General features: G+C 60.2%; 23 protein-coding genes. 3 read left to right on the top strand and 20 right to left on the bottom strand.

The genetic code is table 11. The features are described 5' to 3' along the window. Nucleotide 1: 1 nt before the first annotated feature. The 18 genes from B9Z52_RS13670 to dapF form a co-directional block, all read right to left on the bottom strand. On the bottom strand, nt 2–964 hold the full coding sequence (locus tag B9Z52_RS13670; protein ID WP_108414402.1) for a D-alanine--D-alanine ligase: 963 nt from the start codon (nt 962–964) through the stop codon (nt 2–4). After that, nucleotides 961–2,370, bottom strand: coding sequence for a UDP-N-acetylmuramate--L-alanine ligase (gene murC, locus B9Z52_RS13665; RefSeq protein ID WP_108414401.1), 1,410 nt, complete (start codon nt 2,368–2,370; stop codon nt 961–963). The genes B9Z52_RS13670 and murC overlap by 4 nt, the downstream gene beginning before the upstream one ends. Beyond that, a complete protein-coding gene (gene murG, locus B9Z52_RS13660; RefSeq protein WP_108414400.1) occupies nt 2,367–3,440 on the bottom strand; it encodes an undecaprenyldiphospho-muramoylpentapeptide beta-N-acetylglucosaminyltransferase in 1,074 nt (357 codons plus the stop codon). The genes murC and murG overlap by 4 nt, the downstream gene beginning before the upstream one ends. After that, entirely contained in the window at nt 3,437–4,687 is a 1,251-nt protein-coding gene (gene ftsW, locus B9Z52_RS13655) for a putative lipid II flippase FtsW (protein ID WP_108414449.1), read from the bottom strand. The genes murG and ftsW overlap by 4 nt, the downstream gene beginning before the upstream one ends. Nucleotides 4,688–4,734: 47 nt before the next feature. Beyond that, nucleotides 4,735–6,483 (bottom strand): UDP-N-acetylmuramoyl-L-alanine--D-glutamate ligase, encoded by a 1,749-nt coding sequence (gene murD, locus B9Z52_RS13650; protein WP_108414399.1) that lies wholly within the window; start codon nt 6,481–6,483, stop codon nt 4,735–4,737. Nucleotides 6,484–6,486: 3 nt separating this feature from the next. Then, a complete protein-coding gene (gene mraY / locus B9Z52_RS13645) occupies nt 6,487–7,665 on the bottom strand; it encodes a phospho-N-acetylmuramoyl-pentapeptide-transferase (RefSeq protein WP_108414398.1) in 1,179 nt (392 codons plus the stop codon). Beyond that, nucleotides 7,655–9,064: a UDP-N-acetylmuramoyl-tripeptide--D-alanyl-D-alanine ligase gene (gene murF, locus B9Z52_RS13640; protein ID WP_108414448.1), complete on the bottom strand. Its 1,410-nt coding sequence runs from the start codon at nt 9,062–9,064 to the stop codon at nt 7,655–7,657. Before murF ends, mraY begins: the two co-directional genes overlap by 11 nt. Nucleotides 9,065–9,072: 8 nt before the next feature. Further along, nucleotides 9,073–10,611, bottom strand: a complete 1,539-nt coding sequence (locus B9Z52_RS13635; protein ID WP_108414397.1) for a UDP-N-acetylmuramoyl-L-alanyl-D-glutamate--2,6-diaminopimelate ligase — start codon at nt 10,609–10,611, stop codon at nt 9,073–9,075. Further along, a complete protein-coding gene (locus tag B9Z52_RS13630; RefSeq protein ID WP_108414396.1) occupies nt 10,611–12,347 on the bottom strand; it encodes a penicillin-binding protein 2 in 1,737 nt (578 codons plus the stop codon). Before B9Z52_RS13630 ends, B9Z52_RS13635 begins: the two co-directional genes overlap by 1 nt. Continuing rightward, nucleotides 12,344–12,661 (bottom strand): cell division protein FtsL, encoded by a 318-nt coding sequence (gene ftsL, locus B9Z52_RS13625; protein ID WP_108414395.1) that lies wholly within the window; start codon nt 12,659–12,661, stop codon nt 12,344–12,346. Before ftsL ends, B9Z52_RS13630 begins: the two co-directional genes overlap by 4 nt. Continuing rightward, the gene (gene rsmH / locus B9Z52_RS13620) at nt 12,658–13,587 is read right to left on the bottom strand and encodes a 16S rRNA (cytosine(1402)-N(4))-methyltransferase RsmH (RefSeq protein WP_108414394.1); all 930 of its coding nucleotides are present in this window, start codon (nt 13,585–13,587) and stop codon (nt 12,658–12,660) included. The genes ftsL and rsmH overlap by 4 nt, the downstream gene beginning before the upstream one ends. A 5-nt stretch (nt 13,588–13,592) precedes the next feature. Then, nucleotides 13,593–14,021, bottom strand: a complete 429-nt coding sequence (gene mraZ / locus B9Z52_RS13615) for a division/cell wall cluster transcriptional repressor MraZ (protein ID WP_108414447.1) — start codon at nt 14,019–14,021, stop codon at nt 13,593–13,595. A 345-nt stretch (nt 14,022–14,366) separates the two neighbouring features. Next, nucleotides 14,367–15,437: an RNA polymerase-binding protein DksA gene (dksA, locus tag B9Z52_RS13610; RefSeq protein WP_369907922.1), complete on the bottom strand. Its 1,071-nt coding sequence runs from the start codon at nt 15,435–15,437 to the stop codon at nt 14,367–14,369. 246 nt (nt 15,438–15,683) lie between these two features. Next, complete coding sequence (locus B9Z52_RS13605) at nt 15,684–16,784, bottom strand: GTP-binding protein (RefSeq protein WP_108414393.1); 1,101 nt, start codon at nt 16,782–16,784, stop codon at nt 15,684–15,686. 89 nt (nt 16,785–16,873) lie between these two features. Continuing rightward, nucleotides 16,874–18,055, bottom strand: a complete 1,182-nt coding sequence (locus B9Z52_RS13600; protein ID WP_108414392.1) for a class I SAM-dependent rRNA methyltransferase — start codon at nt 18,053–18,055, stop codon at nt 16,874–16,876. 31 nt (nt 18,056–18,086) lie between these two features. Further along, the gene (locus B9Z52_RS13595) at nt 18,087–19,175 is read right to left on the bottom strand and encodes a tyrosine recombinase XerC (protein WP_369907927.1); all 1,089 of its coding nucleotides are present in this window, start codon (nt 19,173–19,175) and stop codon (nt 18,087–18,089) included. Nucleotides 19,176–19,238: 63 nt separating this feature from the next. After that, a complete protein-coding gene (locus B9Z52_RS13590) occupies nt 19,239–19,919 on the bottom strand; it encodes a DUF484 family protein (RefSeq protein WP_108414391.1) in 681 nt (226 codons plus the stop codon). Nucleotides 19,920–19,937: 18 nt separating this feature from the next. Next, entirely contained in the window at nt 19,938–20,822 is an 885-nt protein-coding gene (gene dapF, locus B9Z52_RS13585; protein WP_108414390.1) for a diaminopimelate epimerase, read from the bottom strand. Between the two features lie 70 nt (nt 20,823–20,892). Here dapF and B9Z52_RS13580 point away from each other — a divergent pair, with 70 nt between their 5' ends. From B9Z52_RS13580 to B9Z52_RS13570, 3 genes are all read left to right on the top strand, one after another. Next, the gene (locus tag B9Z52_RS13580) at nt 20,893–22,539 is read left to right on the top strand and encodes an MBL fold metallo-hydrolase (protein ID WP_108414389.1); all 1,647 of its coding nucleotides are present in this window, start codon (nt 20,893–20,895) and stop codon (nt 22,537–22,539) included. Nucleotides 22,540–22,566: 27 nt separating this feature from the next. Next, a complete protein-coding gene (locus tag B9Z52_RS13575; protein WP_108414388.1) occupies nt 22,567–23,262 on the top strand; it encodes an RNA pseudouridine synthase in 696 nt (231 codons plus the stop codon). Nucleotides 23,263–23,440: 178 nt separating this feature from the next. Further along, complete coding sequence (locus B9Z52_RS13570; RefSeq protein WP_108414387.1) at nt 23,441–23,962, top strand: Rrf2 family transcriptional regulator; 522 nt, start codon at nt 23,441–23,443, stop codon at nt 23,960–23,962. A 60-nt stretch (nt 23,963–24,022) separates the two neighbouring features. Here the strand turns inward: B9Z52_RS13570 and htpX are convergent, their stop codons facing one another. Then, a complete protein-coding gene (gene htpX, locus B9Z52_RS13565; protein ID WP_108414386.1) occupies nt 24,023–24,895 on the bottom strand; it encodes a protease HtpX in 873 nt (290 codons plus the stop codon). 66 nt (nt 24,896–24,961) lie between these two features. Beyond that, nucleotides 24,962–25,744 carry a DUF3025 domain-containing protein gene (locus tag B9Z52_RS13560; protein ID WP_108414385.1) on the bottom strand — a complete coding sequence of 261 codons (783 nt, stop codon included), beginning with the start codon at nt 25,742–25,744 and terminating at the stop codon, nt 24,962–24,964. Nucleotides 25,745–25,762 lie beyond the last annotated feature (18 nt).

Here is a 25,762-nt window from a genome sequence, read left to right as displayed (position 1 = left end):
TTCACCCACGCACCTCCTGATGGTCCAAGCTGGCCGCAGCGAGCAACTGTGCACACAAAGCTTCGTAGCTGATGCCTGCGGCACGTGCAGACATGGGCACCAGCGAGTGGCCGGTCATGCCAGGCGAAGTGTTGATTTCGAGCAGATAAGGCTGGCGCGTCTGACCATCGATCATCACGTCGATGCGGCCCCAGCCCCGGCAACCGAGCACTTGGTAAGCCTTGACCACCAACGCCACGATGGCCGCTTCTTCGGCGGCAGCCAAACCGCTGGGCACCAAGTATTGGGTGTCGTCGGTGAAGTATTTGTTCTGGTAATCGTAATTGCCTTGCGGCGCCACGATGCGGATCACCGGCAAGGCCTGGGCGGTATCGCCTGCGCCCAAGACGGGACAAGTCACTTCGTCACCCACAATGCATTGCTCGCACAAGATGTCGGCATCGCATTGCGCGGCCTGGGCCAATGCGGCGGGCAGCTCGTCGGCGCAAGTGACTTTGGTCACGCCGATCGAAGAACCTTCGCGTGCAGGCTTGACGATCATGGGCAAGCCCAAGGCGGCGATCAGCTGGTCAGCCGACACGCTGGCCAGTTGTTCTCGGCGCACCAGTTCATAACGCGGCGTGGGCAGGCCTTCGGCCAGCCAGACACGCTTGGTCATGGTCTTGTCCATCGCGATGCTGGAAGCCATCACGCCAGAGCCGGTGTAGGGAATGCCCAACAATTCCAGCGCACCTTGCACGGTACCGTCTTCGCCGTAGCGGCCATGCAAGGCGATGAAGCACAGGTCAAAGCCCTCGCGCTTGAGCTCACTCAGTTCCCGCTCGGCCGGGTCAAACGCATGCGCATCCACCCCCGAGGACTGCAATGCCTTCAGAACGCCTTGACCCGACATCAGAGAGACGTCTCGCTCTGCGGAGCGTCCGCCCATCAACACCGCCACTTTTCCGAATTTTGAAGTGCTCATGCTGCACCCCCCATGTCCACCACTTTGGCCGGTACACCACCGATGGTGCCCGCACCCATGCAAATGACCACATCGCCATCCCGCGCGTTCGTCAACACCGCCTGCGGCATGTCTGCGATGTCGTCCACAAACACCGGCTCCAGCTTGCCCGCCACACGCAAAGCACGTGCCAGCGAACGGCCATCGGCCGCCACAATCGGTGCTTCGCCAGCGGCATACACCTCGGATAACAAAACGACATCGGCACCGTTACCAATGACCTTGACGAAGTCTTCAAAACAATCCCGTGTACGGCTATAACGATGCGGTTGGAAGGCCAGCACCAATCGGCGACCGGCAAACGCACCGCGGGCCGCCGCCAAAGTAGCGGCCACCTCCACGGGGTGATGACCATAATCGTCGATCAGGGTGAATTGCCCCAGGCCATCGGCTGTGCGCACCTGGCCATAGCGCTGAAAGCGCCGACCCACGCCTTTGAAACCGGCCAGCGCACGTTGCACAGCCGCATCGTCCACACCCAACTCCACCGCGACGGCCACGGCGGCCAGCGCATTGAGCACATTGTGTTTGCCAGGCAAATTCAGCACCACCGGAAGGTCGGCCATGACCACACCGTTGCGGCGCTGCACAGTGAAATGCATTTGACCGTCGACCGCACGCACATCCACAGCCCGCACTTGCGCGCCTTCGTTCAAACCATACGTGGTCACTGGACGGGCGATGTCGTTCAAGATGGTCTGTACACCAGGGTCGTCAGCGCACATGATGGCCGTGCCGTAAAAAGGCATGCGGTGCAGGAAGTCCACAAAGGCCGCCTTCAAACGGGCCAAATCGTGGCCGTAGGTTTCCATGTGGTCAGCGTCGATGTTGGTCACCACCGCCATCACCGGCAACAGGTTCAAGAAAGACGCATCGGACTCGTCGGCCTCGACCACGATGTAGTCGCCGGTGCCCAGCTTGGCATTGGCGCCTGCGCTGTTCAGGCGCCCACCGATCACAAAAGTGGGGTCCAAGCCGGCTTCGGCCAGCACGCTGGCCACCAAGCTGGTGGTGGTGGTCTTGCCGTGTGTGCCCGCAATGGCCACGCCTTGCTTCATGCGCATCAGCTCGGCCAACATCACCGCACGCGGCACGATCGGGATGTGGCGCTCACGTGCAGCGAGCACCTCGGGGTTGTCGGCTTTGACGGCGGTGGAGGTGACCACGGCATCGGCATCGCGCACGTTGTCGGCGCTGTGGCCCACATGCGTCTGGATGCCCAAACCGGCCAAGCGGCGCAAGGTGGCGCTGTCCGACAGGTCAGAGCCGGATATGGCATAGCCCTGGTTCAGCAAGACCTCGGCAATGCCGCTCATGCCCGAGCCGCCAATGCCGATGAAATGGATTTTTCGAATGGCGTGTTTCATGCCGCCAACTCCTCACAAGCCATCACAACCTCCCGAGTTGCATTTGTTTTTTTCTGTTCATGGGCTTTTTGGGCGCAGGCCAGCAATTGGCTGCGGTCCAGATTTTGTAAACGTGCGGCCAAAGACTCGGCGGTCAATTCGGTCTGCTGCACCAACCAGCCACCGCCGTGCTGAACCAAAAAGTCCGCATTGGTGGTCTGGTGGTCATCCACCGCGTAGGGGAAAGGCACAAACAAGGCGGCTACACCCACAGCGGCCAATTCGGTCACGGTGCTGGCGCCTGCGCGGCAGATCACCAGATCGGCTTGGGCAAAGGCGGTGGCGGTGTCATCGATGAATGGGGTCAACTCGGCCTGCACACCCGCTGCCTGATAGTTGGCGCGCAGGGCGTCGATTTGCTTCGCACCGCTTTGGTGGATGACCTGCGGACGCTGTGCTTCAGGGATGAGTGCCATTGCTTGCGGCACGATGTCATTGAGCGCCTTGGCACCGAGACTGCCGCCGACAACCAAGACGCGCAATGGACCGCTGCGGTCGGCAAAGCGCTCTGCTGGGGTGGCTTGTTGCGTGAATGCCTGGCGCAGGGGGTTGCCCACCCATCGCCCGGTTTTGAACACGTGTGGGAAAGCGGTGAACACACGGTCGGCCACCTGAGCCAACACCTTGTTGGCCATGCCGGCCACCGAGTTTTGCTCATGCAAGACCACGGGTTTACCAAGCAAGCTGGCCATCATGCCGCCCGGAAAAGTGATGTAGCCACCCAAGCCCAGCACCACATTGGGCTGGACACGGCGCACCACCTGCAGGCTTTGCCAAAAAGCTTTGAGCAAGCGCAGGGGCAACAAGGCCAATGTTTTCAGACCCTTGCCACGCACACCACCAAAGTCGATGGCTTCAAAAGCAAAACCTCTTGGCGGCACCAACTGGCTTTCCATGCTGTTGGGGGCTCCCAGCCAGTGCACGCGCCAGCCAGCATCGCGCAAAGCTTCTGCCACAGCCAAGCCAGGGAAGATGTGGCCACCGGTGCCACCGGCCATGACCAAGGCGCATTTTTGTTGGCGTTCGGTCATGCCCGACCTCCGCGCATCATTTGTTTGTTTTCGGCATCGATGCGTAAGACGATCGCAATGGCCACCAAATTCATCATGATGGCCGAGCCACCGTAACTCATCAAAGGCAGCGTCAGTCCCTTGGTGGGCAAGGCGCCTAGATTGACGCCCATGTTGATGAATGACTGAAAACCAATCCAGATGCCCACACCTTGCGCCACCAGGCCCGAGAAAACCTTGTCCAAGGCAATGGATTGACGGCCGATCACCATGATGCGGCGAGCCAACCACAAGAAGGCAAAAATCGCCACGGTCACACCGACCAAGCCAAACTCCTCGCCGATCACCGCCAACAAAAAGTCGGTGTGCGCCTCGGGCAACCAGTGCAATTTTTCCACGCTGCCACCCAAGCCCACGCCCCAGACTTCACCTCGTCCGATCGCAATCAAGGAGTGCGACAACTGATAACCCTTGCCCAAAGCATGCTCTGCACTGAAGGGATCGAGGTAAGCAAAAATACGTTCACGACGCCAAGGGGATGCCGCAATCATGATCACAAACGCACCCACCAGCACCGCAAAAATCAGAAAAAACATGCGGGCATTCACACCGCCCAGGAACAAGATCCCCATGGCGATGATGGCAATCACCATGAAGGCGCCCATGTCGGGTTCGGCCAGCAAAAACACACCAGCCACTGCGACGGCTGCGCCCATGGGCCACACGGCGCGGAAGAAGTGCTCCTTGACGTCCATCTTGCGCACCATGTAATCGGCCGCATAAATGATGGTCGCCAACTTGGCCAGCTCAGAAGGTTGGAAGTTCGTGATGCCCAAGGGTATCCAGCGGCGCGCCCCATTGACTCCCTTCCCAATGAACGGGATCAAGACCATGGCCAACAAAACCAGGGACAACAAAAACATGGGCCGTGCGACCTTCTCCCACACTTCCATGGGCACTTGAAATGCCAGCAAGGCCACGGCACAGCCGATCACCAATGAAATGACGTGACGGATCAGGAAATAGGTTTGTGTGTAACGGGCAAAACGAGGGTTGTCAGGCATCGCGATCGAGGCCGAATACACCATCACCATGCCCCACATGAGCAACGCCACCACCACCCAGACCAGCGCTTGGTCCACCCCTTGCAAACGGGCTGCCGTGCCAGGTGACTGGCGGGCGAACTCATACGCACCAAGATTGACGGGCAGACCCTGCCCCGTAGCGGCTTGCGCACGCGCGCCACCACCACCGAACAAGGCCCCCATGCGCGCAAAGCTGCCACGCAGAGTGAGCATGGTGCCTTGGCGCTCGCTCACAGCGTGCCCTCCATGCTGACACCGGCGGCATCGGCCAGATCGGCAACGGCCTGAGCAAACACACAGGCACGGTGCTCGTAATCCTCGAACATGTCAAAGCTGGCACAAGCGGGCGACATCAAAACCGCATCGCCGGTTTGTGCCAGCGCTGTGGCCTGCTTGACCGCGTCCACCATGTCGTGGGCATCCTGCACCGGCACAGACACCCTGCTCAGCGCTTCGCGGATCACAGGCGCATCGCGGCCGATCAACACGACCGCACGCGCAAAACGCGAGACGGGCTCGGCCAATGGTGCAAAGTCCTGCCCCTTGCCATCGCCTCCCAAGATGACCACCACACGGCGGTCAGCGCCCAGGCCCAGCAAGGCGGCCACGGTGGCCCCTACGTTGGTGCCTTTGCTGTCGTCAAAGTATTCGATCTCGTTGACCACGGCAACCGGCTCAACGCGGTGCGGCTCACCGCGGTACTCGCGCAAGCCATACAACATCGGGGCCAAAGAACAGCCCGCGCTGCTGGCCAATGCCAAAGCGGCCAGGGCATTGACCGCGTTGTGACGCCCTCGGATGCGCAAGGCGTCGGCAGGCATGAGGCGCTGAATGTGCAACTCTTCCTCGGCGTCCTTGCGTCGACGACGGGTTTCATCGGCCTCCAAAGCGCGCACCAGCCAGGTCATGCCGTTCATGACTTCGATGCCAAAGTCGCCGGGGCGCTGGGGCATGTCGCCACCAAAGGTCACGCAGGCACGTTCAATGGGACGCTGGAGTTTGACCTTGATGGGCGCTGGCCGCATGGCCATGACCAGTGCATCTTCCCGGTTGAGCACCATCAAGCCCTTGTCGCCAAAAATGCGGGCCTTGGCAGCGGCATAGGCATCCATCGAGCCATGCCAGTCCAAGTGGTCTTGCGTGATGTTCAAAACGGTGGCGGCAGTGGGCTCAAAGCCGTCGCTGCTGTCGAGCTGGAAGCTGGACAACTCCAGCACCCACACTTGTGGCAAGGCGCTGGCCATCGGGTGCACCACTGCAGGTGCGACCACCGGCAGCACCACGGCGATATCCTCGGCATCAACGTCCTCGGCATTCTCGTCGGTCGCACCGTCAACGCCCGCCTCATCTGCGAGCTCGGCAACCGCCTCAGTCAGAGCAACTGCAGGCGGTGACACAGTGTCTTTGTCGGCTTCTTGCGCTTGCTGCTCGGCCAACGCCTGCGCCTGCTGCACCACCAGCGCATCGGCCTGCGCCAGGGCCTCGGCCATGGTGTCCAGCAGGGTCGGGCCAATGTTGCCGGCCACCTTCACGGTTTTGCCAGAACGCTCGACCAATTGACCGGTCAACGAAGTCACAGTGGTCTTGCCATTGGTGCCCGTGATCGCCAGCACTTGGGGCGCATAGCCAAATTCATTTTTCAGATCTTGCAATGCGGCTGCGAACAGGCTCAGCTCGCCGCCTTGCCACAAGCCGATGGCTTTGGCGGCATCCACCACGGGGGCCACCACTTCGGGTGACAGGCCGGGGCTGCGGAAAACAGCACGCACCGAAGTGCCTGCGACCAAGCTGGCGTTGAATGCGCCAGGCACAAATTTCACTTGCGGCCATTCGGCATGCAAGGCGGCCAGTTGAGGTGGCCTTTCACGTGTGTCGGCCACGGTCACGTCAGCACCGGCACGGGCGCACCAGCGGGCCATCGCCAAGCCCGACGCACCCAAACCCAGAATCAGAACGTGTTGACCGTGGAGCTGTTGCATGGCTTACCTCAGCTTCAAGGTCGACAGGCCGACCAGGCACAGCAGCATGGTGATGATCCAGAAACGCACGACAACCTGCGTTTCTTTCCAGCCTGTTTTTTCAAAATGGTGGTGCAAAGGCGCCATCTTCAGGATGCGACGACCTTCACCGTATTTTTTCTTGGTGTATTTGAAGTACGCCACCTGTGCCATCACCGACACGGCCTCCACCACGAAAATACCGCCCATGATGGACAAGACGATCTCCTGGCGCACGATCACCGCGATGGTGCCCAATGCGGCCCCCAGCGCCAGCGCACCCACATCGCCCATGAACACCTGTGCTGGGTGGGTGTTGAACCACAGGAAAGCCAAACCCGCGCCTGCCATGGCCGCACAGAAAATCATCAACTCTCCCGAACCGGGGATGTGCGGCAAGAACAGGTATTTGGAATACACCGAGCTGCCGGTCACATACGCGAACACCCCCAATGCAGAGCCCACCATCACCACAGGCATGATGGCCAGGCCATCCAAGCCATCGGTCAGGTTGACCGCGTTGCTGGCACCCACGATGACCAGGTAGGTCAGGATCACAAAGCCGAATACGCCCAGCGGGTAGCTCACCTCCTTGAAGAAGGGCACCATCAAACCGGCTTTGGGGGGCAAGTTCACATCGAAACCGGACATGACCCATTTGGCAAACAGGTCCAGCACACGCAGGTTGGAGCTTTCTGAAATGCTGAACACCAAGTACAACGCCGCCAGCAGCCCAATCACCGATTGCCAGAAATACTTCTCACGCGAGCGCATGCCCTCGGGGTCTTTGTTGACCACCTTGCGCCAGTCATCCACCCAGCCGATACCGCCAAAGCCCAAGGTCACAATCAACACGATCCAGACGAATCGGTTGGACAGGTCAAACCAGAGCAAGGTCGAGATGGCGATCGACAACAAGATCAGCACGCCGCCCATGGTGGGTGTGCCGCTTTTGGCCAGGTGTGACTGCATCGCATAACCACGGATGGGCTGCCCAATCTTGAGCGAGGTCAGGCGGCGAATCACAAATGGACCGGCACCCAAGCCGATCAACAAGGCCGTCAAAGCAGCCATCACCGCACGGAAGGTGATGTACTGAAACACACGCAAAAAGCCCCAATCGGGAGACAACGTTTGCAACCATTGCGCCAAGCTAAGCAGCATGGGCCTCCCCTTTTTTGTTGTTGGTTTCTGCAGCTTGCTGCACCAGGGCCTCGACCACCTGCTCCATCTTCATGAAGCGCGAACCCTTGACGACGATGCTCTGGAAATTCCGGGCGTCGGACAGTACCGCCTCAAGCAGTGCGGGCATGTTCTCAAAATGGCGGGCCGCACCGTAAGCCTTGGCGGCATCGACGCACATGGCCCCCAGGGTGTAGAGCGCCTCGATGCCACGCTCGAAGGCATAAGCCCCGACTTCGGCGTGGAACTGCGGTCCTTGATTGCCCACTTCGCCCATGTCCCCTAGCACCATCAAACGAGGCACAGGCAGTTCGGCCAACACATCGATCGCAGCACGTACCGAATCTGGATTGGCGTTGTAGGTATCGTCCACCAATGAGCGTTCTTGACCATCCAGTTCCAGCGTCAAAGCGCGCGAGCGGCCCTTCACTGGCTGAAAAACTTGCAAGCCCTGCACCACCGAGGCCAGCTCTACGCCAGCAGTCAGTGCGCAGGCCGCGCCAGCCAATGCGTTCTTGACGTTGTGACGCCCTGCAATGTGCAGACGCACGGGTGCGATGCCTTCTTTTGTCTTGAGCGTGAATTGCCACGCGCCCGAAATCCACAGCAGATCCGTTGCGCTGACATCAGCCCCCTGCAAAGCAAATGTGCGACATGTCCGCAATGCTGCCAAATCCGTCCAGATCGGGGTGTACAGGTCGTCTGCCGGATAGACCGCCACACCTTCGTCAGCTAGCGCCTGCAATACCGCACCGTTTTCGCGGGCAACCGCTTCCACAGTACCCATGTATTCTTGATGCTCACGCTGGGCGTTATTGACCAAAGCCACTGTGGGCTTGGTCAAACGTGCCAGGTAGGCAATTTCTCCCGGGTGGTTCATGCCCAACTCGACCACGGCCATTTGGTGGTGCTGTCGCAAATTGAGCAAGGTCAACGGGACGCCGATGTCATTATTGAGGTTGCCTTGCGTAGACAAACTGTGCTCTGGCGCATGGGCACGCAGGATCGATGCAATCATCTGCGTGACCGTGGTTTTCCCATTGCTGCCGGTCACCGCGATCAAAGGCAAGTCAAACTGCGCACGCCAGCCTGCGGCCAACTCACCAAGTGCCAAACGGGCATCGGGCACCACCAAAGCACTCAGTCCATGCGCTTGCGCCAAGCTTTCGCCTTGGGGCTCACACAAGACCGCCACGGCTCCTTGTATCTTTGCTTGGGCAATGAACTGATTTCCGTCAAATTTCTCGCCCCGCAAAGCCACAAATAAATCACCTGCACGAACACTGCGTGTGTCGGTGTGCACACGGTCAACCCGTAGATCCGGATCACCGGCACAGTGTGCATTTGTCAGCCAAGCCAACGCTTGCTTAAGCGTCAACATCATCGCGCTCATGTCCGCGCTCCCTGTGGTGCATTGCACAGGCGCTCCGCCCGTCGCTGCAAGGCAGCTTGCACATGCTCTACATCGGAAAAATCATGACGAACGCCATGAATTTCCTGATAGGTCTCGTGCCCTTTGCCGGCCACCAAAACCACGTCTTTGGCATCTGCCTGATGGATCAGTGCATCGATTGCGATGGCACGGTCAGGCTCAATCAGCACAGCCTGAGTCTGCTTCAGTCCAGCGACCATCTCTGCAAGAATGGCTTGTGGCGACTCATTTCGGGGGTTGTCACTCGTCATTACCACGCAGTCTGCGTGCGCTTGTGCAGCGGCAGCCATCTGGGGACGTTTGCCCGTATCACGGTCACCCCCGCAGCCTAGCAAGCACCACAAACGACCGCCACGCTGCGCGGCCAATGGACGCAGAGACATCAAGGCTTTTTCTACTGCATCGGGTGTGTGCGCGTAATCGACCACCGCCATCGGCCCGTCGGTCTTGAGGCCAGCCACACGCTGCATGCGTCCTGGCACAGCGGTCAAATAAGTGCAGGACTGCAATGCATCCTTCAAGGAGAAACCTAAAACACGAAGACTGCCAATCACACCGAGCAAGTTGTCAATGTTGTAATCACCAAGCAAGGTGGTGTGCAGCACCAACTGCTCATCACCCTCCATCACTTCAAAGGCAATGCCCTCAGCACTTTGAATCTGACGTGCTCGCAACCGAGCAGCGCCTTGTCGCGAACAAGTCCAGACATCCATGCCACGCAACTGCAAGCGTTGAGCCAGCACCGAACCCTGAGGATCGTCCACATTGATCACAACACCGATCAGGTCAGGCCAACAGAACAGGGCTTCTTTGGCCGACCAATAAGCCCCCATGTTGCCGTGGTAATCCAGGTGGTCCTGGGTGAAATTGGTGAAAACCGCCACTCGGATACGCGTGCCATCCAGCCGTCGCTCAGCCAATCCGATTGAGGAAGCTTCGATGGCGCAATATTTCAGCCCTTCGTCAGCAAATTCGCGGAACTGACGCTGCAGCAATACGGGGTCTGGTGTGGTCATTCCCGTCAACAAAAGGTCAGGCAATTGCCCCATACCCAGGGTGCCTACCAAGCCACAAGGGCTGCGAAGCACAGGTGACGACAAAGCTTGCGCCAACCACCAAGTGGTTGAGGTCTTGCCATTGGTACCCGTCACCGCCAAAACATCCAACTCTTCGCTGGGACGCTCGTAATAGGCATCGGCCAATAGACCCGTTTGGGCCTTCAGGTTTGCCATGCACGCCAGCCGTTCAACATGGTGCTCGGCCAAGTCTTGGTCGGCCAGCGCCTGCCAAGGTTCTGAGCCTTCGCAAGCCAATACGCACGCCACAGCCCCTTGCTGCAACGATGCGCTCAGGTACAAACGACCATCGGTCGCAGCCCCGGGCCAAGCAATGAAAGCATCGCCAGGTCGAACCAAGCGACTGTCGGTCCGCAGCGCACCGCTCACGCGTTGTCGCAACCAGTGGGCCGCTTCCTGTGGGCTGTGGAGCCTCTTCATCAGAAAGACTCCTCAACTGCCTGGGTCACGATTTGCGGCTTGACGGCCATGTCGGGTTGCACACCCATCAAGCGCAAGGTTTGCATGACGGTCTGACTGAAAACTGGCGCCGCCACATCACCACCAAAGTGCTTGCCATTGCTGGGCTCGTCAATCATCACAGCCACGATGATGCGGGGTGCCTCAATGGGTGCCAATCCCACAAAGAACCCTCGATATTTTTTGCTGGCGTACCCTTTGCCTTCTTGCTTGTGAGCCGTGCCGGATTTGCCCCCTACGGAATAGCCCATGGTTTGTGCCTTAGGTCCGGTACCACCTGGCCCTGCCGCCATTTGGAGCATCTTGCGCATTGCGCGTGCCGTTTCAACACTGATCACCCGTGTGCCAGCCACCCGATGTTCGGCCTTCATCAAAGTAGCAGGAACCACTTCGCCATCACGCGCAAACATCGTGTAAGCACGCGCTACCTGAAACAAGCTGGCCGAGATGCCATAGCCGTAACTCATGGTGGCCTGTTCAATGGGGCGCCAGGTCTTGTAGGGTCGCACCCGGCCAGCGGTCATGCCCGGAAACGGCAATTGGGGCTTTTGCCCCAATCCCACCTGCGTGAAAATCTCCCACATCTCCCTGGGCTGCAATTGCATCGCCATTTTGACGGTGCCCACGTTGCTGGACTTCTGGATCACCTCACTGACAGTCAAGACACCATGCGGATGAGCATCACTGATGGTGGAGCCTGTGATGGTGATCTTGCCTGGTGCGGTCTGGATCGGCGTATCGGGTTTGACGATGCCTTTTTCCAGCGCCAAGGAAACCGTGAAGGGCTTCATCGTCGAGCCTGGCTCAAAGGTGTCGGTCAATGCCCGGTTGCGCAATTGTTCACCGCTGAGGTTGATGCGTTTGTCGGGCGAATAACTGGGGTAGTTGGCCAAGGCCAACACCTCCCCGGTTTGAGCATCAAGCACCACGACGCTGCCGGCTTTGGCTTTGTTTTCTTCCACCGCCGCGCGCAGCTTTTGGTATGCAAAGAACTGCACCTTGCTGTCCACGCTCAACTGCAGGTCCATACCGTCTTCAGGCGGGATCGTCTCACCCACAGATTCCACCACGCGGCCCAGGCGGTCCTTGATCACGCGGCGCGAACCGGACTTGCCTGCCAATTGTTTCTGAAAGACCAGCTCAACCCCCTCTTGGCCCTGATCTTCCACATTGGTAAAGCCCACAATGTGCGCGGCTGCTTCACCTTCAGGGTACAGACGCTTGTATTCACGGATGTCATACACACCCTTGATGTTCAATGCATGGATTGCCTTGACCACAGGTTCATCCATCTGGCGACGCAGCCAGACAAACGTCTTTTCATCGTCCTTGAGTTTTTTGTCCAGGTCTGCAGGGCTCATCTGCAAGAGACGAGCCAAGTCACGCAGCTTGCCCGGGTCGCGCTCGATGTCTTCGGGGTTGGCCCACACACTGGGTGCAGGCACACTGGATGCCAGCAACAATCCGTTGCGATCGAGCACCCGCCCACGGTTGGCGGGCAAACTCAGGGTGCGGGCAAAGCGCACTTCACCTTGGTGACGGAAAAACGAATTGGCGATCACCTGAACATAGGCTGCACGCGCCACCAGTCCCAAAAACCCCAAAGCAATCGCCGCCACGATCAACTTGCTGCGCCACACGGGCGTCTTACTGGCGAGCAAGGGGCTGGAGCTCAGTTGTACGCTGCGCACGCTCATGGCCAAACCTCTTGAACAGGCGTCGCCAGCCCCATTCCCTTTGCGGTCAAACCCGAGACGCTCACATATTGCGTGATGGCCGGCGATGCGGTTTTCATTTGCAATTGTTGACGCGCAATTTTTTCTACGCGCAAAGGCGTTGCCTGAGCCCTGCGCTCGACCTCCAATCGGTCGTGATCAACCTCCAGACGATGTGCATCTTTCAGCGCCGTCTCCAAGGCCATGAACAGACGACGCGACTCATACTGGTTGTGCACCAACACCATTGCACTGGTCAACACCAACACCAGCAAAAAGATGTTCAATCGCGTCATGCAGGCACCTGCGTGCGCTCAGCAATGCGCATGATGGCGCTGCGAGATCTGGGGTTACTCCCAACCTCATCGGCACTGGGCTTGACACGCCCTAGCGCATTCAAACGCATCGGTACGGGTGCTGCAAAAGGCACACGGCGATCCACCACCTCTTTGGAATGCTTGGCCATGAATTGTTTGACGATGCGGTCTTCCAGCGAATGGAAGCTGATCACCACCAGGCGCGCGCCCGGCCTGAGCACACGCAGGCTGGCGTTCAGCGCTTGTTCGAGCTCTTCAAGCTCGGCGTTGATGAAAATCCGAAAAGCCTGAAATGTCCGCGTTGCAGGGTCCTTGCCCGGCTCGCGGGTTTTGACCGTGTCAGCCACGAGCTTGGCCAGATCGGCGGTGGTTGAAATTGGGCCCCGCTCTTGTCGGCGAGCCACAAGCGCCTTTGCAATCTGAAAAGCAAACCGTTCTTCGCCATAGTCACGTATCACCTCCGTGATTTGATCCACTGTTGCCGTTGCCAGCCATTCGGCCACGCTCTCGCCGCGCGTGGTGTCCATGCGCATGTCCAGCGGGCCGTCAAAACGAAAAGAAAAACCCCTCTCGGGGCTGTCGATCTGGGGAGAGCTGACACCCAGGTCCATCAGCACACCGTCGACACTGCCATCGGGCAAGTCGCTCAGGTTGGCAAAGCCTTCATGCCGAATCGAAAAACGAGCGTCATCGATGCGCCCCGCCTCGGCAATGGCCTCAAGATCCTTGTCAAAGGCTTGCAAACAGCCTTGCGCCGACAAGCGTGACAAGATCAAACGGGAGTGACCACCACGGCCAAAGGTCGCATCGACATAGGTGCCATCAGCGCCAGCAGAAGACTGCAACAAGGCGTCCACCGCCTCTTGCAGCAGCACGGTGATGTGGGCAGCTGAGGTATTGGTCATGGCAGTCAGAACGAAAAGTCCTTGAACACGTCGGGCATCTCGCCTTGCATGGCTTGGGCTTCCTGCGCGTCGTAAGTGGCTTTGTCCCACAGCTCAAAGTGGTTGCCCATGCCCAAGAGCATGGTGTCCTTGGCAATACCCGCGGCCTGGCGCAACTCGGGCGAAATCAACACGCGACCGGTGCCATCCATCTCCACATCCATGGCATTGCCCAGAAAAATACGTTTCCACCACTGGGCCGACATGGGCAGCTGAGCGATGCGCTCACGGAACTTTTCCCACTCGTTGCGAGGGAAAACCATCAGGCAACCATGGGGGTGCTTGGTGATGGTCAAGTGGCCCTGTGCCATCGCGCTCAAGACGTCACGGTGCCGGGTCGGCACAGACAGCCGCCCCTTGGCATCCAGACTCAGCGATGAAGCCCCTTGAAACACGTGAATGACCTTTTCCAATTGAAAGCGTCAACAGCAGGCACTTTTCCCCACTTAATTGCACTTTTTTGCACTGTATCAGGAAAAGCTTTCGCAGCGATGCGGCATGTCAGATTTTTTCAATGAAATCAACAGCTTAGCGCATAATTTTCAGGTCACTCAAAGGGAAATTTCTTTAAAAATTAGACACTTACGAAGCGCAATGAAAGTAATACCTAAAGGAAGTAAAAATTTCAAAAAAACAGGATAAATCCTAGGGAAGTCATCAAAATCAACTTCCCAGTCCAGCACACCATGAAAAAACCCCTCGAAAGAGGGGTTTTAATTTGCGCTCCGATTGACCCAGGCTCAATCGCCAAACATTTTTTGTTTGAGTTCACGCCGTTGCTGCGCTTCCAGCGACAAGGTGGCCGTAGGACGCGCCAGCAGACGCCCCACGCCAATGGCCTCACCGGTCTCGTCACAAAAGCCATAGTCACCCGCGTCAATTCGAACGATCGACTGTTCAATCTTTTTGAGCAGCTTGCGTTCACGGTCGCGGGTACGCAACTCCAGTGCATGCTCTTCTTCGATCGTCGCGCGGTCAGCCGGATCGGGCACCACCACCGTGTCTTCTCGCAGGTGCTCGGTGGTCTCTCCAGCACTGTTGAGGATATCTTGCTTGAGCATCACCAACTTGCGGCGAAAGTAGGCCATCTGCACATCGTTCATGTACTCCGCATCTGGCATCGCCAGCACTTCAGCATCTGTTAAATCCTCAAGCTTCTTGCTTTTCCAATTGCCCGCCAGTTTTGCATCCTTTTTGACAGGTGCAAACGGGACAGACACTGGTGCTGGCGCGCTGGGCAAGAAACTGGCCTTGGCGGCCGTAGAAGCCACCGCAGGGGGCAAAGATGGCACGGTGATCTGAGCCAAACGCGCAGAGGGTCGAGTCGCACGCACCAGTTGATCAGGCGCGGCGGCAGTTGGCGTAGCAGGCGCAGGCGCAGGCGCTGCGGGCGATTTAGAAGGCTCCACTTTGGTAACAGGCATAGGTTTCACTTGAGAAGCTGCAGACGCCTTTTTCACAGACGGTACAGGGGCAGCCTTGGCCTTAACGGCTAGGCTGGCGTTGGTCGCACCGACCACTGTTTTCTTGGCAGGCGGCGCTGGCGATTTCGTTTTGGCTGTGACCACCGCAGTGGTGACAGCCGCTTTTTTGGCGGGCACAGGCTTGGCTGCGGCTTTCACAGTGACCTGGGTAGCCTTCGCCGGTGTTGCGACGCCTGACTTCTTAGGGGCTGCGGGCTTGGTAGCCGCTTTACCTGGAACGACGAGTTTGGCTTTGACAGGCACCACAGGTTTTGCAACCGCAGCTTTGGTTTTCACCTGCACTTTGGTTGGCACCGCTTTGGCAACCGGTTTTTTCGAGGTCTTCACGTCTTGTCTCCTAGCCGTGTTTGAAGGGCAAGTCAGGCCATGGCAGCACAAGGCATGCATCTGCTCCTGACCCGTACATGGACATCTCAAACCCTTGTTATAGACCTTGTGGGGTTCGCACGCCCCTCAAAAGAGGGTGCCGTCAGGGCGGCGATTGTAGCGACAAGAACGTTCAAAAAACGCCGGGAGGCGGATTAAAGAGAAGTTCCAAGAAAAAGCACCTTCTTGGTGCTGCGCCGAACCGACTCAAATCAGGCACTGATCCAGGCCTTGCAACAAAATATCCTTGGGCAAATCAATGCCAATGAATACCATTTTGCTCATTTTTATCTCACCCTCAGCCCACTGAGGACCCAGATCACTGCCCATGAGCTGGTGCACGCCCTGAAAGATCACCTTGCGCTCGGTGCCGCGCATGTTCAGCACACCTTTGTAGCGCAGCATGCGCGGGCCGTAAATGTTGACGATGGCACCCAAGAAGTCTTCCAACTTGGCCGGATCAAAAGCCCGCTCTGAACGGAACACGAAACTCTTCACATCGTCATCATGGTGATGGTGGTGGCCCTGTCCGTGTTCGTGGTCATGCGAAGGGTGGTCGCAGTGCTCGCCATGTTCATGGTCATGGTCATGGTGATCATGTTGGTGCGAAGGGTGATCGCAATGCTCACCGTGCGCGTGGTCGTGGCTGTCGTCACGGAGAAAGTCTGGGTCGATGTCGAGTTTGGCGTTCAGATTGAAGCCCTTGAGGTCAAAAACTTCACTCAAAGCCACCTCACCAAAATGCACCACCTTTTGCGGCGCACGCGGGTTCATGTGCTTGAGGCGGTGCTGCAAAGCATCGAGTTCTTCAGCCGACACCAGATCGGCCTTGCTGATGAAGATCTGGTCGGCAAAGCCAACCTGGCGCTGCGCCTCCACGCGGTCGTTGAGTTGCTGAGCCGCGTGCTTGGCGTCCACCAACGTCAAGATGGAGTCCAGCAAAAAGGTCTCTGCGATCTCATCGTCCATGAAAAAAGTCTGCGCCACCGGCCCCGGATCGGCCAGGCCGGTGGTTTCGATCACGATGCGGTCAAAAGTCAGCATGCCCTTGCGGCGCTTGGCGGCCAGCAATTGCAGCGTGGCGCGCAAGTCTTCGCGGATGGTGCAGCAGATGCAGCCATTGCTCATCTGGATAATCTGCTCGTTGGTGTCAGACACCAAGATGTCGTTGTCGATGTTTTCCTCGCCAAACTCGTTCTCGATCACGGCGATCTTCTGGCCATGAGCCTCGGTCAACACACGCTTGAGCAAGGTGGTTTTGCCCGAGCCCAAAAAGCCGGTGAGGATGGTTGCAGGAATGAGGGCCATGGAATGCTCCGGGATCAAAAACAAGAGGTGGGGAGTTTAGCGACGAATACAAGGCGGGGTGGGGCCGGGGGCTTCGCCCCGGGCGGTGCTCACTTGCGCACCACCACCAAACCTTTCAGGTACTCACCTTCGGGGAAATCGATGGTCATCGGGTGGTCGGGTGCGCCTTGCAAGCGTTCGCTGATGAAGCCGTCCACACCGGCATCGGTGCCGGCCGAGGCCACGATTTTGTGGAACAAGTCAGCGCTGATGCCGCCCGAGCAGGAATAGGTGAACAACTCACCGCCGGGCGACAACAGCTTGAAGGCCAGGCGGTTGATGTCCTTGTAGGCGCGGGCTGCGCGATCCGCGTGAGCCGCTGTGGGTGCGAACTTCGGCGGATCGAGCACGATCGCATCAAAGGTCTCGCCCGCTTCGATGAAGGCGCGCAGGCTGGCGTTCACGTCGGCGTCCATGAAAGTGGCCCGAGACTCGTCAAAGCCATTCAGGCGCACATGGGCACGGGCACGGTCAAGCGCAGGTGCGGACGAGTCGATGGACGTCACATGCCCTGCCCCACCCGCCAGAGCGGCCACGGTGAAGCCGCCGGTATAGCAATAGCAGTTGAGCACCTTGCCAAACTGGCGGTGGCGCGTGTGCTGCGCAAAGCGCTGGCGGCTGTCACGTTGGTCCAGATAAAAACCCGTTTTGTGACCGGTGGCGATGTCCAGCGTCAGCTGCCAGTCGTGTTCGCGGATGGTGATCTCGGTGGAGCCTTCGCCGCGCAGCCAGCCGGTGACTTCGGGCAGGCCCTCCAAGCTGCGCACATTGGCATCGGACCTTTCATACAAACGCGAGAGGCCCGTGATTTTGAGCAAAGCATCGGCAATCGCCTGTTTGAAGCGCTCGGTGCCGCAGCTGGTGAACTGCGCGACCAAGGTGTCTGCGTAGCGGTCGACGATCAGGCCGGGCAAACCGTCGGACTCGCCATGCACCAGGCGCACGCCGTCGCTTTGGATGTCAAACCACTGGCGGGCGGCCACGGCCTGGGCAATGCGCGACTCGATGAAGGCCGCGTCGATGCGCTGCGCCTCGTCAAAACTCCAGATGCGCGCCCGGATGCGTGAGGATGGGCTGAACGACGCCCAGCCCAGGAACTGCCCGGCATGCGACTCCACGCGCACCGTCTCGCCCGGATCGCCGCCGCCTTTGGCAATGGCAGAGTCAAACACCCAAGGGTGGCGGCGCAGCAAGGAGCGTTCCTTGCCGTCTTTGAGTCGAATGGTTTTCATGGACCCTATTGTCGGGCACATACCCAAGCCTTCAGCCTTTGCGCTTGGCCCGTGGGTGCGCCGCGTCGTAGGCCTTGGCCAGGTGCTGAAAGTCCAGCCGCGTGTAGACCTGTGTGGTGGTGATGTTGGCGTGGCCCAGCAGTTCTTGCACCGCCCGCAAGTCACCGCTGGACTGCAGCACATGGCTGGCAAAGGAGTGGCGCAGCATGTGCGGATGCACCGGCGTGGCCAAGCCCGCCAGCTGGCTGCGGCGCTTGAGGCGCAGCTCCACCGAGCGGGCCGTCAAACGCGTGCCATGCCGGCCCGGAAACAGCGCCAGCGATGCGGGCGAGGCCCCGGGCGTGGCCTGCGTCAACATGCCCGGCACCTGCGTGCGCACCGCCAACCAATGCGCGAGCGCTTGGGTGGCAGCGCTGCCCAGCGGCACGCTGCGGCGCTTGCCGCCTTTGCCTTGCACTTGCACTTCGGCGTTTTGCACATCGATCCAGCCGCGCCCGGCACGCGACGCCTCGGCACTGGGCAGCACGTCCAGACCGGTCAGCTCGGCCACGCGCAAGCCGCAGCCATAAAGCAGCTCGACCATGGCGGCATCACGGGCTTCGAGCCAGGGGTCGTCGTCCAATTCCTCGTGTTCGGCCAATTGCACCGCCTCGTCCACCCCCAGGGCTTTGGGCAAAGGCTTGGCCACACGGGGTGCGCGCACATCGACCACCGGGTTGTGGCCGATCAGCCCTTCGCGCCCGAGCCAAGTGTAAAAACCACGCCAGCCCGACAAGATGAGTGCAATGCCCCGACCGCTGCGGCCTGCGCTGTGCATCTGCGCCACCCAGCGGCGGATGTGGCCGGTCTGCACCTGCAGCAAAGGCACCTTGGAGGCCTCAGCCATGTCGGCCAGGCGGATCAAGTCCAACCGGTACAGGGTGCAGGTGCGCTCGGCCAGGCGTTTTTCAAAACGCACATGGTCCAGGTAGCGGGTCACCAGCGGGTCGGTTGGTGGCTCCGTTGAAGCTGGATTGCCGCGCTTCGCTCGCAATGACAGATCCTCGGGCTTCGCTCGCTCTGACGGGGCCCCGGTAGTCGCTCGCGATGACAGGCCCTCCAGAGTGGCTGGCCAGGGCAAGACCATGTCCTCCACATGCCATGTTTGCTCAGCGGTGGGCTTTGCCATGCGAGCGCTTTGGCGTCAGGCGCGCAGAACCGACAAAGCAGCCCCGGCCAGTTCGGCCAGGCGTTCGAGCAAATCGGTGCCCATTTGGCTGTTGAATCGCTGGGCATCAGGCGAGGCCAACACCAGCAAACCAAACGGTGCCTGACCGGGTGCTGCGCGCAAAGCCAGCAAGGCCAGCGACGCGGCCTGGGTCGGTTCGGGCAACCACTGCACCGCTTCGTAGCCGGTGTTCGGCCCCACATAGGGCGTGTCCAGCGAGGTGGCCAGGTCTTTGACCGCATCCGTCACGCCTTGTGCGTAGCCCGCTTGGCTGTGGGCCTCGTCCAAAGACCACAAACGCAAAGCGACTTGGGGCACCTGGAAGAGTTCACGAATGTTCTCCAGTGCCGATTCGGTCAAATGCTCGGGCTGCGCGACCAGCAGATCGCAAGACCAGCGGTGCAGCTTGTCCGTCAGGATCATGTTCTCGTTGCCGTGCCGGATCATGTCCATGATGCGGTGCTCCAGCCCCTTGATCTTGTCGCGCAGCATTTGAGCCTGGCGCTCTTGCAAGCCCACGGCGCGGTGGCTTTGGGGGTGCGTCAGCTGCACCGTGGCCAGCAAAGAGGCATGGCGCTCAAAAAAGTCCGGTGTGTTCACCAAGTAATCGGCGATGTCGTCTTCGGTGATCGGGCTCATGGGTTCAGGCGTGGTCATGTTCTTGTCTCCAGAAATTCAGGAAAGGGTGTCGGGCACATCGATCTCGCCGTCGAACACCGAGGTCGCGGGGCCGGTCATCAGCACCGGGCTGTCGGCCTGGCCGGCCCATTCGATGGTGAGCACGCCGCCGTGGGTCTGCACATCGACACGGCTGTCCAGCCAGCCCTGGCGAATGCCCGCCACCACCGCCGCACAAGCGCCGGTGCCGCAGGCCAGCGTCTCGCCCGAGCCGCGCTCGAACACACGCAGCTTGATCTGGCTGCGCGAGACGATCTGCATGAAGCCCGCATTCACCCGCTTGGGGAAAGCCGGGTGGTTTTCAATCAAGGAGCCTTGGGCCAAGACTGGGAAGGTGTCCACATCGTCCACCCGCTGCACTGCATGCGGGTTGCCCATGGACACCACACCCACCCTCGCCATGGAAGGTGCAACGCCCAGTTCGCCCAGCGCCAAATCAAACACCGGCCAGCCATTGACCTGGTCGCTGATGAGGCCGATGGGGTTGAAGGGCACACGCTCCCAGTCGAACACGGGCGCGCCCATGTTCACCGTCACGCGACCGTCGGGGTTCATGCGCAATTCAATCTCGCCTTGCTGCACCTTCACGCGCACGGCGGTCTTGTCGGTCAGGCCCTTGTCGCGCACATAGCGCACAAAGCAGCGGGCACCGTTGCCGCAGTGCTCCACCTCGCCGCCGTCGGCGTTGTGGATCACGTACTCAAAGTCCAGGCCTGGCGCGGGCGAAGGCCGCACGGTCAGGATCTGATCGGCCCCCACGCCAAAGTGGCGGTCGGCCAAAAAGCGGTATTGGGCCGTGGTCAGGCCCAAGCGGCCACGGGTTTCGTCGAGCACGACAAAATCGTTGCCGGCCCCTTGCATCTTGGTAAAGCGGATGTGCATGGCGGCAATTATCGCCCTTGGTCAACACGGGAACGACAGCCCAAAAACGATGCACACCTGATAATGGGGCATGGCACGCACATCCCAACTCCTGCACCCCCAACGTGAACCCGCGCCCCTGCGCCCTGCCGCCACCGTGCTGCTCTTGCGCGACGGCCCGCAAGGCATCGAGGTCCTGATGACCCGCCGCTCCATGACGGCCAGCTTCGCGCCCGGCGCCTATGTGTTCCCGGGCGGCGGCATCGATGCAGCCGACGCACAAGCCCACAGCATGGCCACGCGCCGCGACAAACAAAGCGACTTGCACTTGACGCAAGCCATTGCCGCCATCCGCGAAAGCTTTGAGGAGCTGGGCATCCTCTTCGCCCGCCATGCCGATGGCCGCTGGGCCGACAACGCGGACATCGCGCAAATCGACCGCAAAGCCCCTTTTGCTGCGCAGTGCCAAGCCCATGGCCTGACACTGGCCGCCGACCAAGTGTTCGTGCTGGCCCACTGGATCACCGACCGTGACCTGCCGCGCCGCTTTGACGTGCCTTTTCTGGTGGCCCGCATGCCCGAAGGCCAGACCCCGGTGGCCGACGAGTCCGAGCAGTTCGAGCCCGTCTGGGTGCGCCCGGCGGACGCGTTGACACGCCACGAAGCGGGTCAATTTTTCATCATCTTCCCGACCATCCGCACGCTCGAGCGCCTGAAAGCCTTCGCTCAGGTCGAAGACGTGCTGCAAGCTTGCGCCGTGAACGACGAGCCGCTGTGGACCAGCTGCCCCCGCGCCGGTTTTGTGGGCGGCCACGAAGTGCGCTACATGGAGCACGAGGCACCGTTTGGCGAGCTGGCTCTGGTCACCCCCGATGGGCAAATCCACCACCACCTGGACTGGCAAACCGATTTGCCCGTGCCCCTGCTGCAAAACGTGCAACGCCTGACCGCCCCCAACCCTGGCGTGATGACCGGCCCCGGCACCAACAGTTATTTGGTGGGCGACCCCAACACCGGCTACATCGCCATCGACCCGGGTCCGGCCGACAACGACCACCTGCAGCGCCTGTGGCGCGCCGCAGGTGGCCAGATCAAAGCCATCGTCTGCACCCATTCACACTTTGACCATTCCCCCGGTGCGGCTCCCTTGCAGGCACTGTGCACGCACAAGCCGCCCATCCTGGGCCTGGCATCGCGTCCCACCGCCCGCGCCAACAGCCGCTTCACGCCCGACCGCGAGCTGGCCGATGGCGAAAAACTGGTCTTGCAAGGCATTGGCGTCGATGGCGAGATCACCCACACCCTGCGCGTGGTGCACACGCCCGGCCATGCGGCCAACCACCTGTGCCTGGTGCTGGAAGAAGACGGCCTGCTGTTTTCGGGCGACCATGTGCTCAACGGCAGCACCACCGTGATCGACCCACCCGACGGCCACATGGGCGACTACCTCGACTCGCTGGACAAACTGGCGGCTGCCTGTGAGGCCGGGAACATCGAATTCATTCTGCCCGCGCACGGCCATGTGCTGGGCTTTGCCCACCAAGCCATCACGCAGCTGAAGGCGCACCGCATGAGGCGCGAGGCCAAAATCGCCGCCGCCATGCAAGCCCTGCCCCAAGGCAGCCTGCAAGAGTGGGTGGAAAAAGCCTACGACGACGTGCCGCCCCGCCTGTGGCCCGTGGCCGCACGCTCTTTGCAAGCGCATGTGGACCACATCCGCGAGCAAGCCCTGTCCTGAGTTTCTTGAGATTTTTTGAAAGCATTGATGAGCCCCTCTGAAGAAGGCATCCGCCTGGCCAAACGCGTGGCCGCCGAGCAAAACTGCTCGCGCAGCGAAGCCGAAGCCCTGATCGTGGCCGGTGGCGTGCAGGTGGCGGGCAAAGTGGTCACCGACCCGGCCCGGCGCGTGCGGCCCGAGCAAGCCGTGAATGTGAACCGCATGGTCTCCATGGCTGCGCTGGCGCCCATGACCCTGGTGCTGTTCAAGCCTGCCGACCGGGTCGCCAACCTGGCCTGGCTGCAAGACACCGCCGGCCTCAAAGCCCCGCAGCCTGGGCTGTGGGGGCCTGAACGCCTGGCCAAAATGCAAATGCCCTTGCCCCTGCCCAAACCGGCCAGCGGCCTGTGCATTTTTTCAGACGATGTGGGCGTGCTGCGCCACCTGGAAGACCGCCGCAGCCCGATGGAGCAAGAGTGGATGGCCACCGTGGGCGGCCAAGTGCCCGAAGGCCTGATCAAGGCCCTGAACGGCCCGGGCCTGCGCGCCAGCATCAACCGCCAGACCGACACCGTGACGGTGCTGCGCATCGCCGGCAAGGACATCGACGGCCTGGACCTGGGCCGCTGGCTGGACCCGCAATGCCCTTTGCAAGACCTGCGCCGCCAACGCGTGGGCCGCATCAGCCTGGCCCCGCTGGAGCCGGGGCAATGGCGCCAACTCGAAGGTTTTGAGCGCTTCTGAGGTGTGTGTTTGATTTCCGACAAAATCACACAGGATTTACCCTTGAATTAGCACGGGCAATCCCAATATGTGATTGCAGTCTGAGAAAATGACTGTCTGGCGACTGACAACAACAGCATCACCAGAAATTTTGCGAAGTCCCCACAAGGTCTTCCAGAACGCAGAAAAGGAGCACACCATGCGTTTGAGCACCAAAAGCCGATTTGCAGTGACCGCCATGATCGACGTGGCCCTGCGTGAAGACCGCGGCCCCGTGTCATTGGCCGCCATCAGCGTGCGCCACCAAATTTCGCTGTCCTACCTGGAGCAATTGTTCAGCAAGCTGCGCCAGCAAGGCCTGGTCGAGAGCACCCGCGGCCCCGGCGGCGGTTATTCGCTGGCCCGAAGCGCCGAGAAAATCACCATGGCCGACATCGTCGGCGCGGTGGATGCCCCTTCTGAAGAAGAACTGGCCGCCGAAGGCGGCTGGATGAGCAGCGAGCTGTGGGCCAGCCTGAACGAGAAAATGCTGAGCCACCTCAAGTCGATCAGCCTGCGCCAGCTGGTGGCCGAGCAACGTGCCAAAGGCGTCTCTGTGGAGCCTGCGCCCCAACCGGCGGTCAAGCGTGGCGTGTTCGCCAAGCCCAAAAGCACCCTGAAGATCACCGCGCCCAACTCGGTGTTCGCCTTGGCGGGCAGCTTGATGCCGTCTCGCGGCTGAGCATTCACCAATGCCAATAAAAAACCCGCCTAGGCGGGTTTTTTATTTTCGATCAAATCATCAGGCCAACGTCTGCAAAGCGGCAATGCGCTCTTCAATCGGCGGGTGGGTGCTGAACAACTGGCCAATGCCCCCGGCAATGCCCATGGCGGCCACACTCTTGGGCAGCTCGGCCGTGTGCACGCCACCCAAGCGGGCCAAGGCGTTGATCATGGGTTGCTTGCGGCCCATCAACTGCGCGGCACCGGCATCGGCACGAAACTCGCGCTGACGGCTGAACCAGGCCACCACCATGGCGGCGGCAAAACCCAGCACGATGTCGAGCACCAAGGTGGTCACCATGTAGCCAATGCCCGGGCCGCTGCGTTCCTCATCGCCCTTGCGCAAAAAGCTGTCCACGGCATAACCGATCACGCGGGACAGGAAGACAACAAAGGTGTTCATCACACCTTGAATCAAGGTCATGGTCACCATGTCGCCGTTGGCCACGTGGGCCACTTCATGACCAATCACGGCTTCGATTTCCTCGTGGGTCATGTTTTGCAACAGGCCAGTGGACACCGCCACCAGCGCCGAATCCCGGAAAGCGCCAGTGGCAAACGCATTGGGGTCTCCTTCAAAGATACCGACTTCGGGCATGCCGATCCCAGCCTTGTCGGCGAACTTGCGCACCGTGTCCACAATCCAGGCTTCGTCGGCATTTTGAGGCTGCTCGATCACGCGCACGCCCGAGGTCCATTTGGCCATGGGCTTGCTGATCAGCAAGGAAATGATGGCGCCGCCAAAACCCATCACCAGGGCATAACCCAGCAATGCGCCCAAGTTCAAACCGTTGGCGGTCAGGTAGCGGTTCACACCCAGCAAGCTGGCCACGAGGCCCAATACGGCCACCACGGCGATGTTGGTCAAGACAAACAGAAAAATACGTTTCATTCCAGAACCCTTTGACGCCCTTTCAGCAGAGCGATGTTGCGAATGGTAGGGGCTCAAAGCCCAAAATCAATCGGACGGACCGATTTCCTGAATGACGTACGGTTTTTCAGCGCGAGCACGCGCACGGCGGGGTCGAAAAACCTCAAGGTCATCGTAATAATCAGGCGCCCCATTGGGTGCCCACCAGCCGGGCACGCCCAAGACAGGCAAGGGGCTGAACGGTTTGGTGGCCAGCTTGTCGGTGCTCAGGTCCTGTGCCAGCCAGGCGTCCAATCCTGCGTCGTCCACAGCAGGCGGCACACGCCACAAATGGACGGTGATCGATTTGTAGGGCTGCACGAGTTTTTCAAGCGCCGCGTGGCCAAAGGTCCACAAACGCACATGCGCCCATTGCGCACGCCGATCCACCAGCGCCTCTTGCCAGCGGTGCGCCGTCAGGGCCTCCCACACGGCATCGGGCGCCTGCATCAGCAAGGCGTTCTCATCAAACACCGTGGCTGCATCGCGCACCGGGCCACGCACCTGACCGACCCCGGCACGCGCAATTTCTGCGGCTTGCAGCTGGTTCAGCCTTTTTTTGGCGAGCGGGAAATGCATCCAGCACAAAGCATTGAAGAAATCGTGCAAACCTTCGCGCGTGGGCACTTGGCCCTTGGCATAGATGAAGTCTTCATAGGCTTGCCCCTCAGGCAGATCGGCTTGCGGCACAAAGCCCACAGGGGCCAGGCTGGCCTCGGTCAGGGCCTGGTGTTGCGAAACACCAGCCGCCACGCACTGCGCGATGGGCTCGCCCACCGCCCGCCAATCGGCCAGCCAAGGCGCCGACCAATCGATGTCGGCCACCCCCAAGGTCGAGGACGCATGGCA

Source organism: Limnohabitans sp. Jir72, from assembly GCF_003063575.1.
Classification (GTDB): Bacteria; Pseudomonadota; Gammaproteobacteria; order Burkholderiales; family Burkholderiaceae_C; genus Limnohabitans_A.
The sequence above is the reverse complement of the archived record's forward strand: the minus strand, read 5'-3'. Positions and strand labels throughout refer to the sequence as shown.

Excerpts from the sequence above, each read along its gene's own strand:
- B9Z52_RS13600 (WP_108414392.1), bottom strand. The coding sequence starts at position 18,055 with ATGAAAACCATTCGACTCAAAGACGGCAAGGAACGCTCCTTGCTGCGC.
- ftsL (WP_108414395.1), bottom strand. The coding sequence starts at position 12,661 with ATGACGCGATTGAACATCTTTTTGCTGGTGTTGGTGTTGACCAGTGCA.
- B9Z52_RS13605 (WP_108414393.1), bottom strand. The coding sequence starts at position 16,784 with ATGGCCCTCATTCCTGCAACCATCCTCACCGGCTTTTTGGGCTCGGGC.
- B9Z52_RS13575 (WP_108414388.1), top strand. The coding sequence starts at position 22,567 with ATGAGCCCCTCTGAAGAAGGCATCCGCCTGGCCAAACGCGTGGCCGCC.
- murD (WP_108414399.1), bottom strand. The coding sequence starts at position 6,483 with ATGCAACAGCTCCACGGTCAACACGTTCTGATTCTGGGTTTGGGTGCG.
- B9Z52_RS13630 (WP_108414396.1), bottom strand. The coding sequence starts at position 12,347 with ATGAGCGTGCGCAGCGTACAACTGAGCTCCAGCCCCTTGCTCGCCAGT.
- htpX (WP_108414386.1), bottom strand. The coding sequence starts at position 24,895 with ATGAAACGTATTTTTCTGTTTGTCTTGACCAACATCGCCGTGGTGGCC.
- B9Z52_RS13635 (WP_108414397.1), bottom strand. The coding sequence starts at position 10,611 with ATGAAGAGGCTCCACAGCCCACAGGAAGCGGCCCACTGGTTGCGACAA.
- B9Z52_RS13670 (WP_108414402.1), bottom strand. The coding sequence starts at position 964 with ATGAGCACTTCAAAATTCGGAAAAGTGGCGGTGTTGATGGGCGGACGC.
- ftsW (WP_108414449.1), bottom strand. The coding sequence starts at position 4,687 with ATGGGGGCCTTGTTCGGTGGTGGTGGCGCGCGTGCGCAAGCCGCTACG.
- mraY (WP_108414398.1), bottom strand. The coding sequence starts at position 7,665 with ATGCTGCTTAGCTTGGCGCAATGGTTGCAAACGTTGTCTCCCGATTGG.
- murF (WP_108414448.1), bottom strand. The coding sequence starts at position 9,064 with ATGTTGACGCTTAAGCAAGCGTTGGCTTGGCTGACAAATGCACACTGT.
- B9Z52_RS13570 (WP_108414387.1), top strand. The coding sequence starts at position 23,441 with ATGCGTTTGAGCACCAAAAGCCGATTTGCAGTGACCGCCATGATCGAC.
- dapF (WP_108414390.1), bottom strand. The coding sequence starts at position 20,822 with ATGCACATCCGCTTTACCAAGATGCAAGGGGCCGGCAACGATTTTGTC.
- B9Z52_RS13590 (WP_108414391.1), bottom strand. The coding sequence starts at position 19,919 with ATGACCACGCCTGAACCCATGAGCCCGATCACCGAAGACGACATCGCC.
- murC (WP_108414401.1), bottom strand. The coding sequence starts at position 2,370 with ATGAAACACGCCATTCGAAAAATCCATTTCATCGGCATTGGCGGCTCG.
- rsmH (WP_108414394.1), bottom strand. The coding sequence starts at position 13,587 with ATGACCAATACCTCAGCTGCCCACATCACCGTGCTGCTGCAAGAGGCG.
- murG (WP_108414400.1), bottom strand. The coding sequence starts at position 3,440 with ATGACCGAACGCCAACAAAAATGCGCCTTGGTCATGGCCGGTGGCACC.
- B9Z52_RS13580 (WP_108414389.1), top strand. The coding sequence starts at position 20,893 with ATGGCACGCACATCCCAACTCCTGCACCCCCAACGTGAACCCGCGCCC.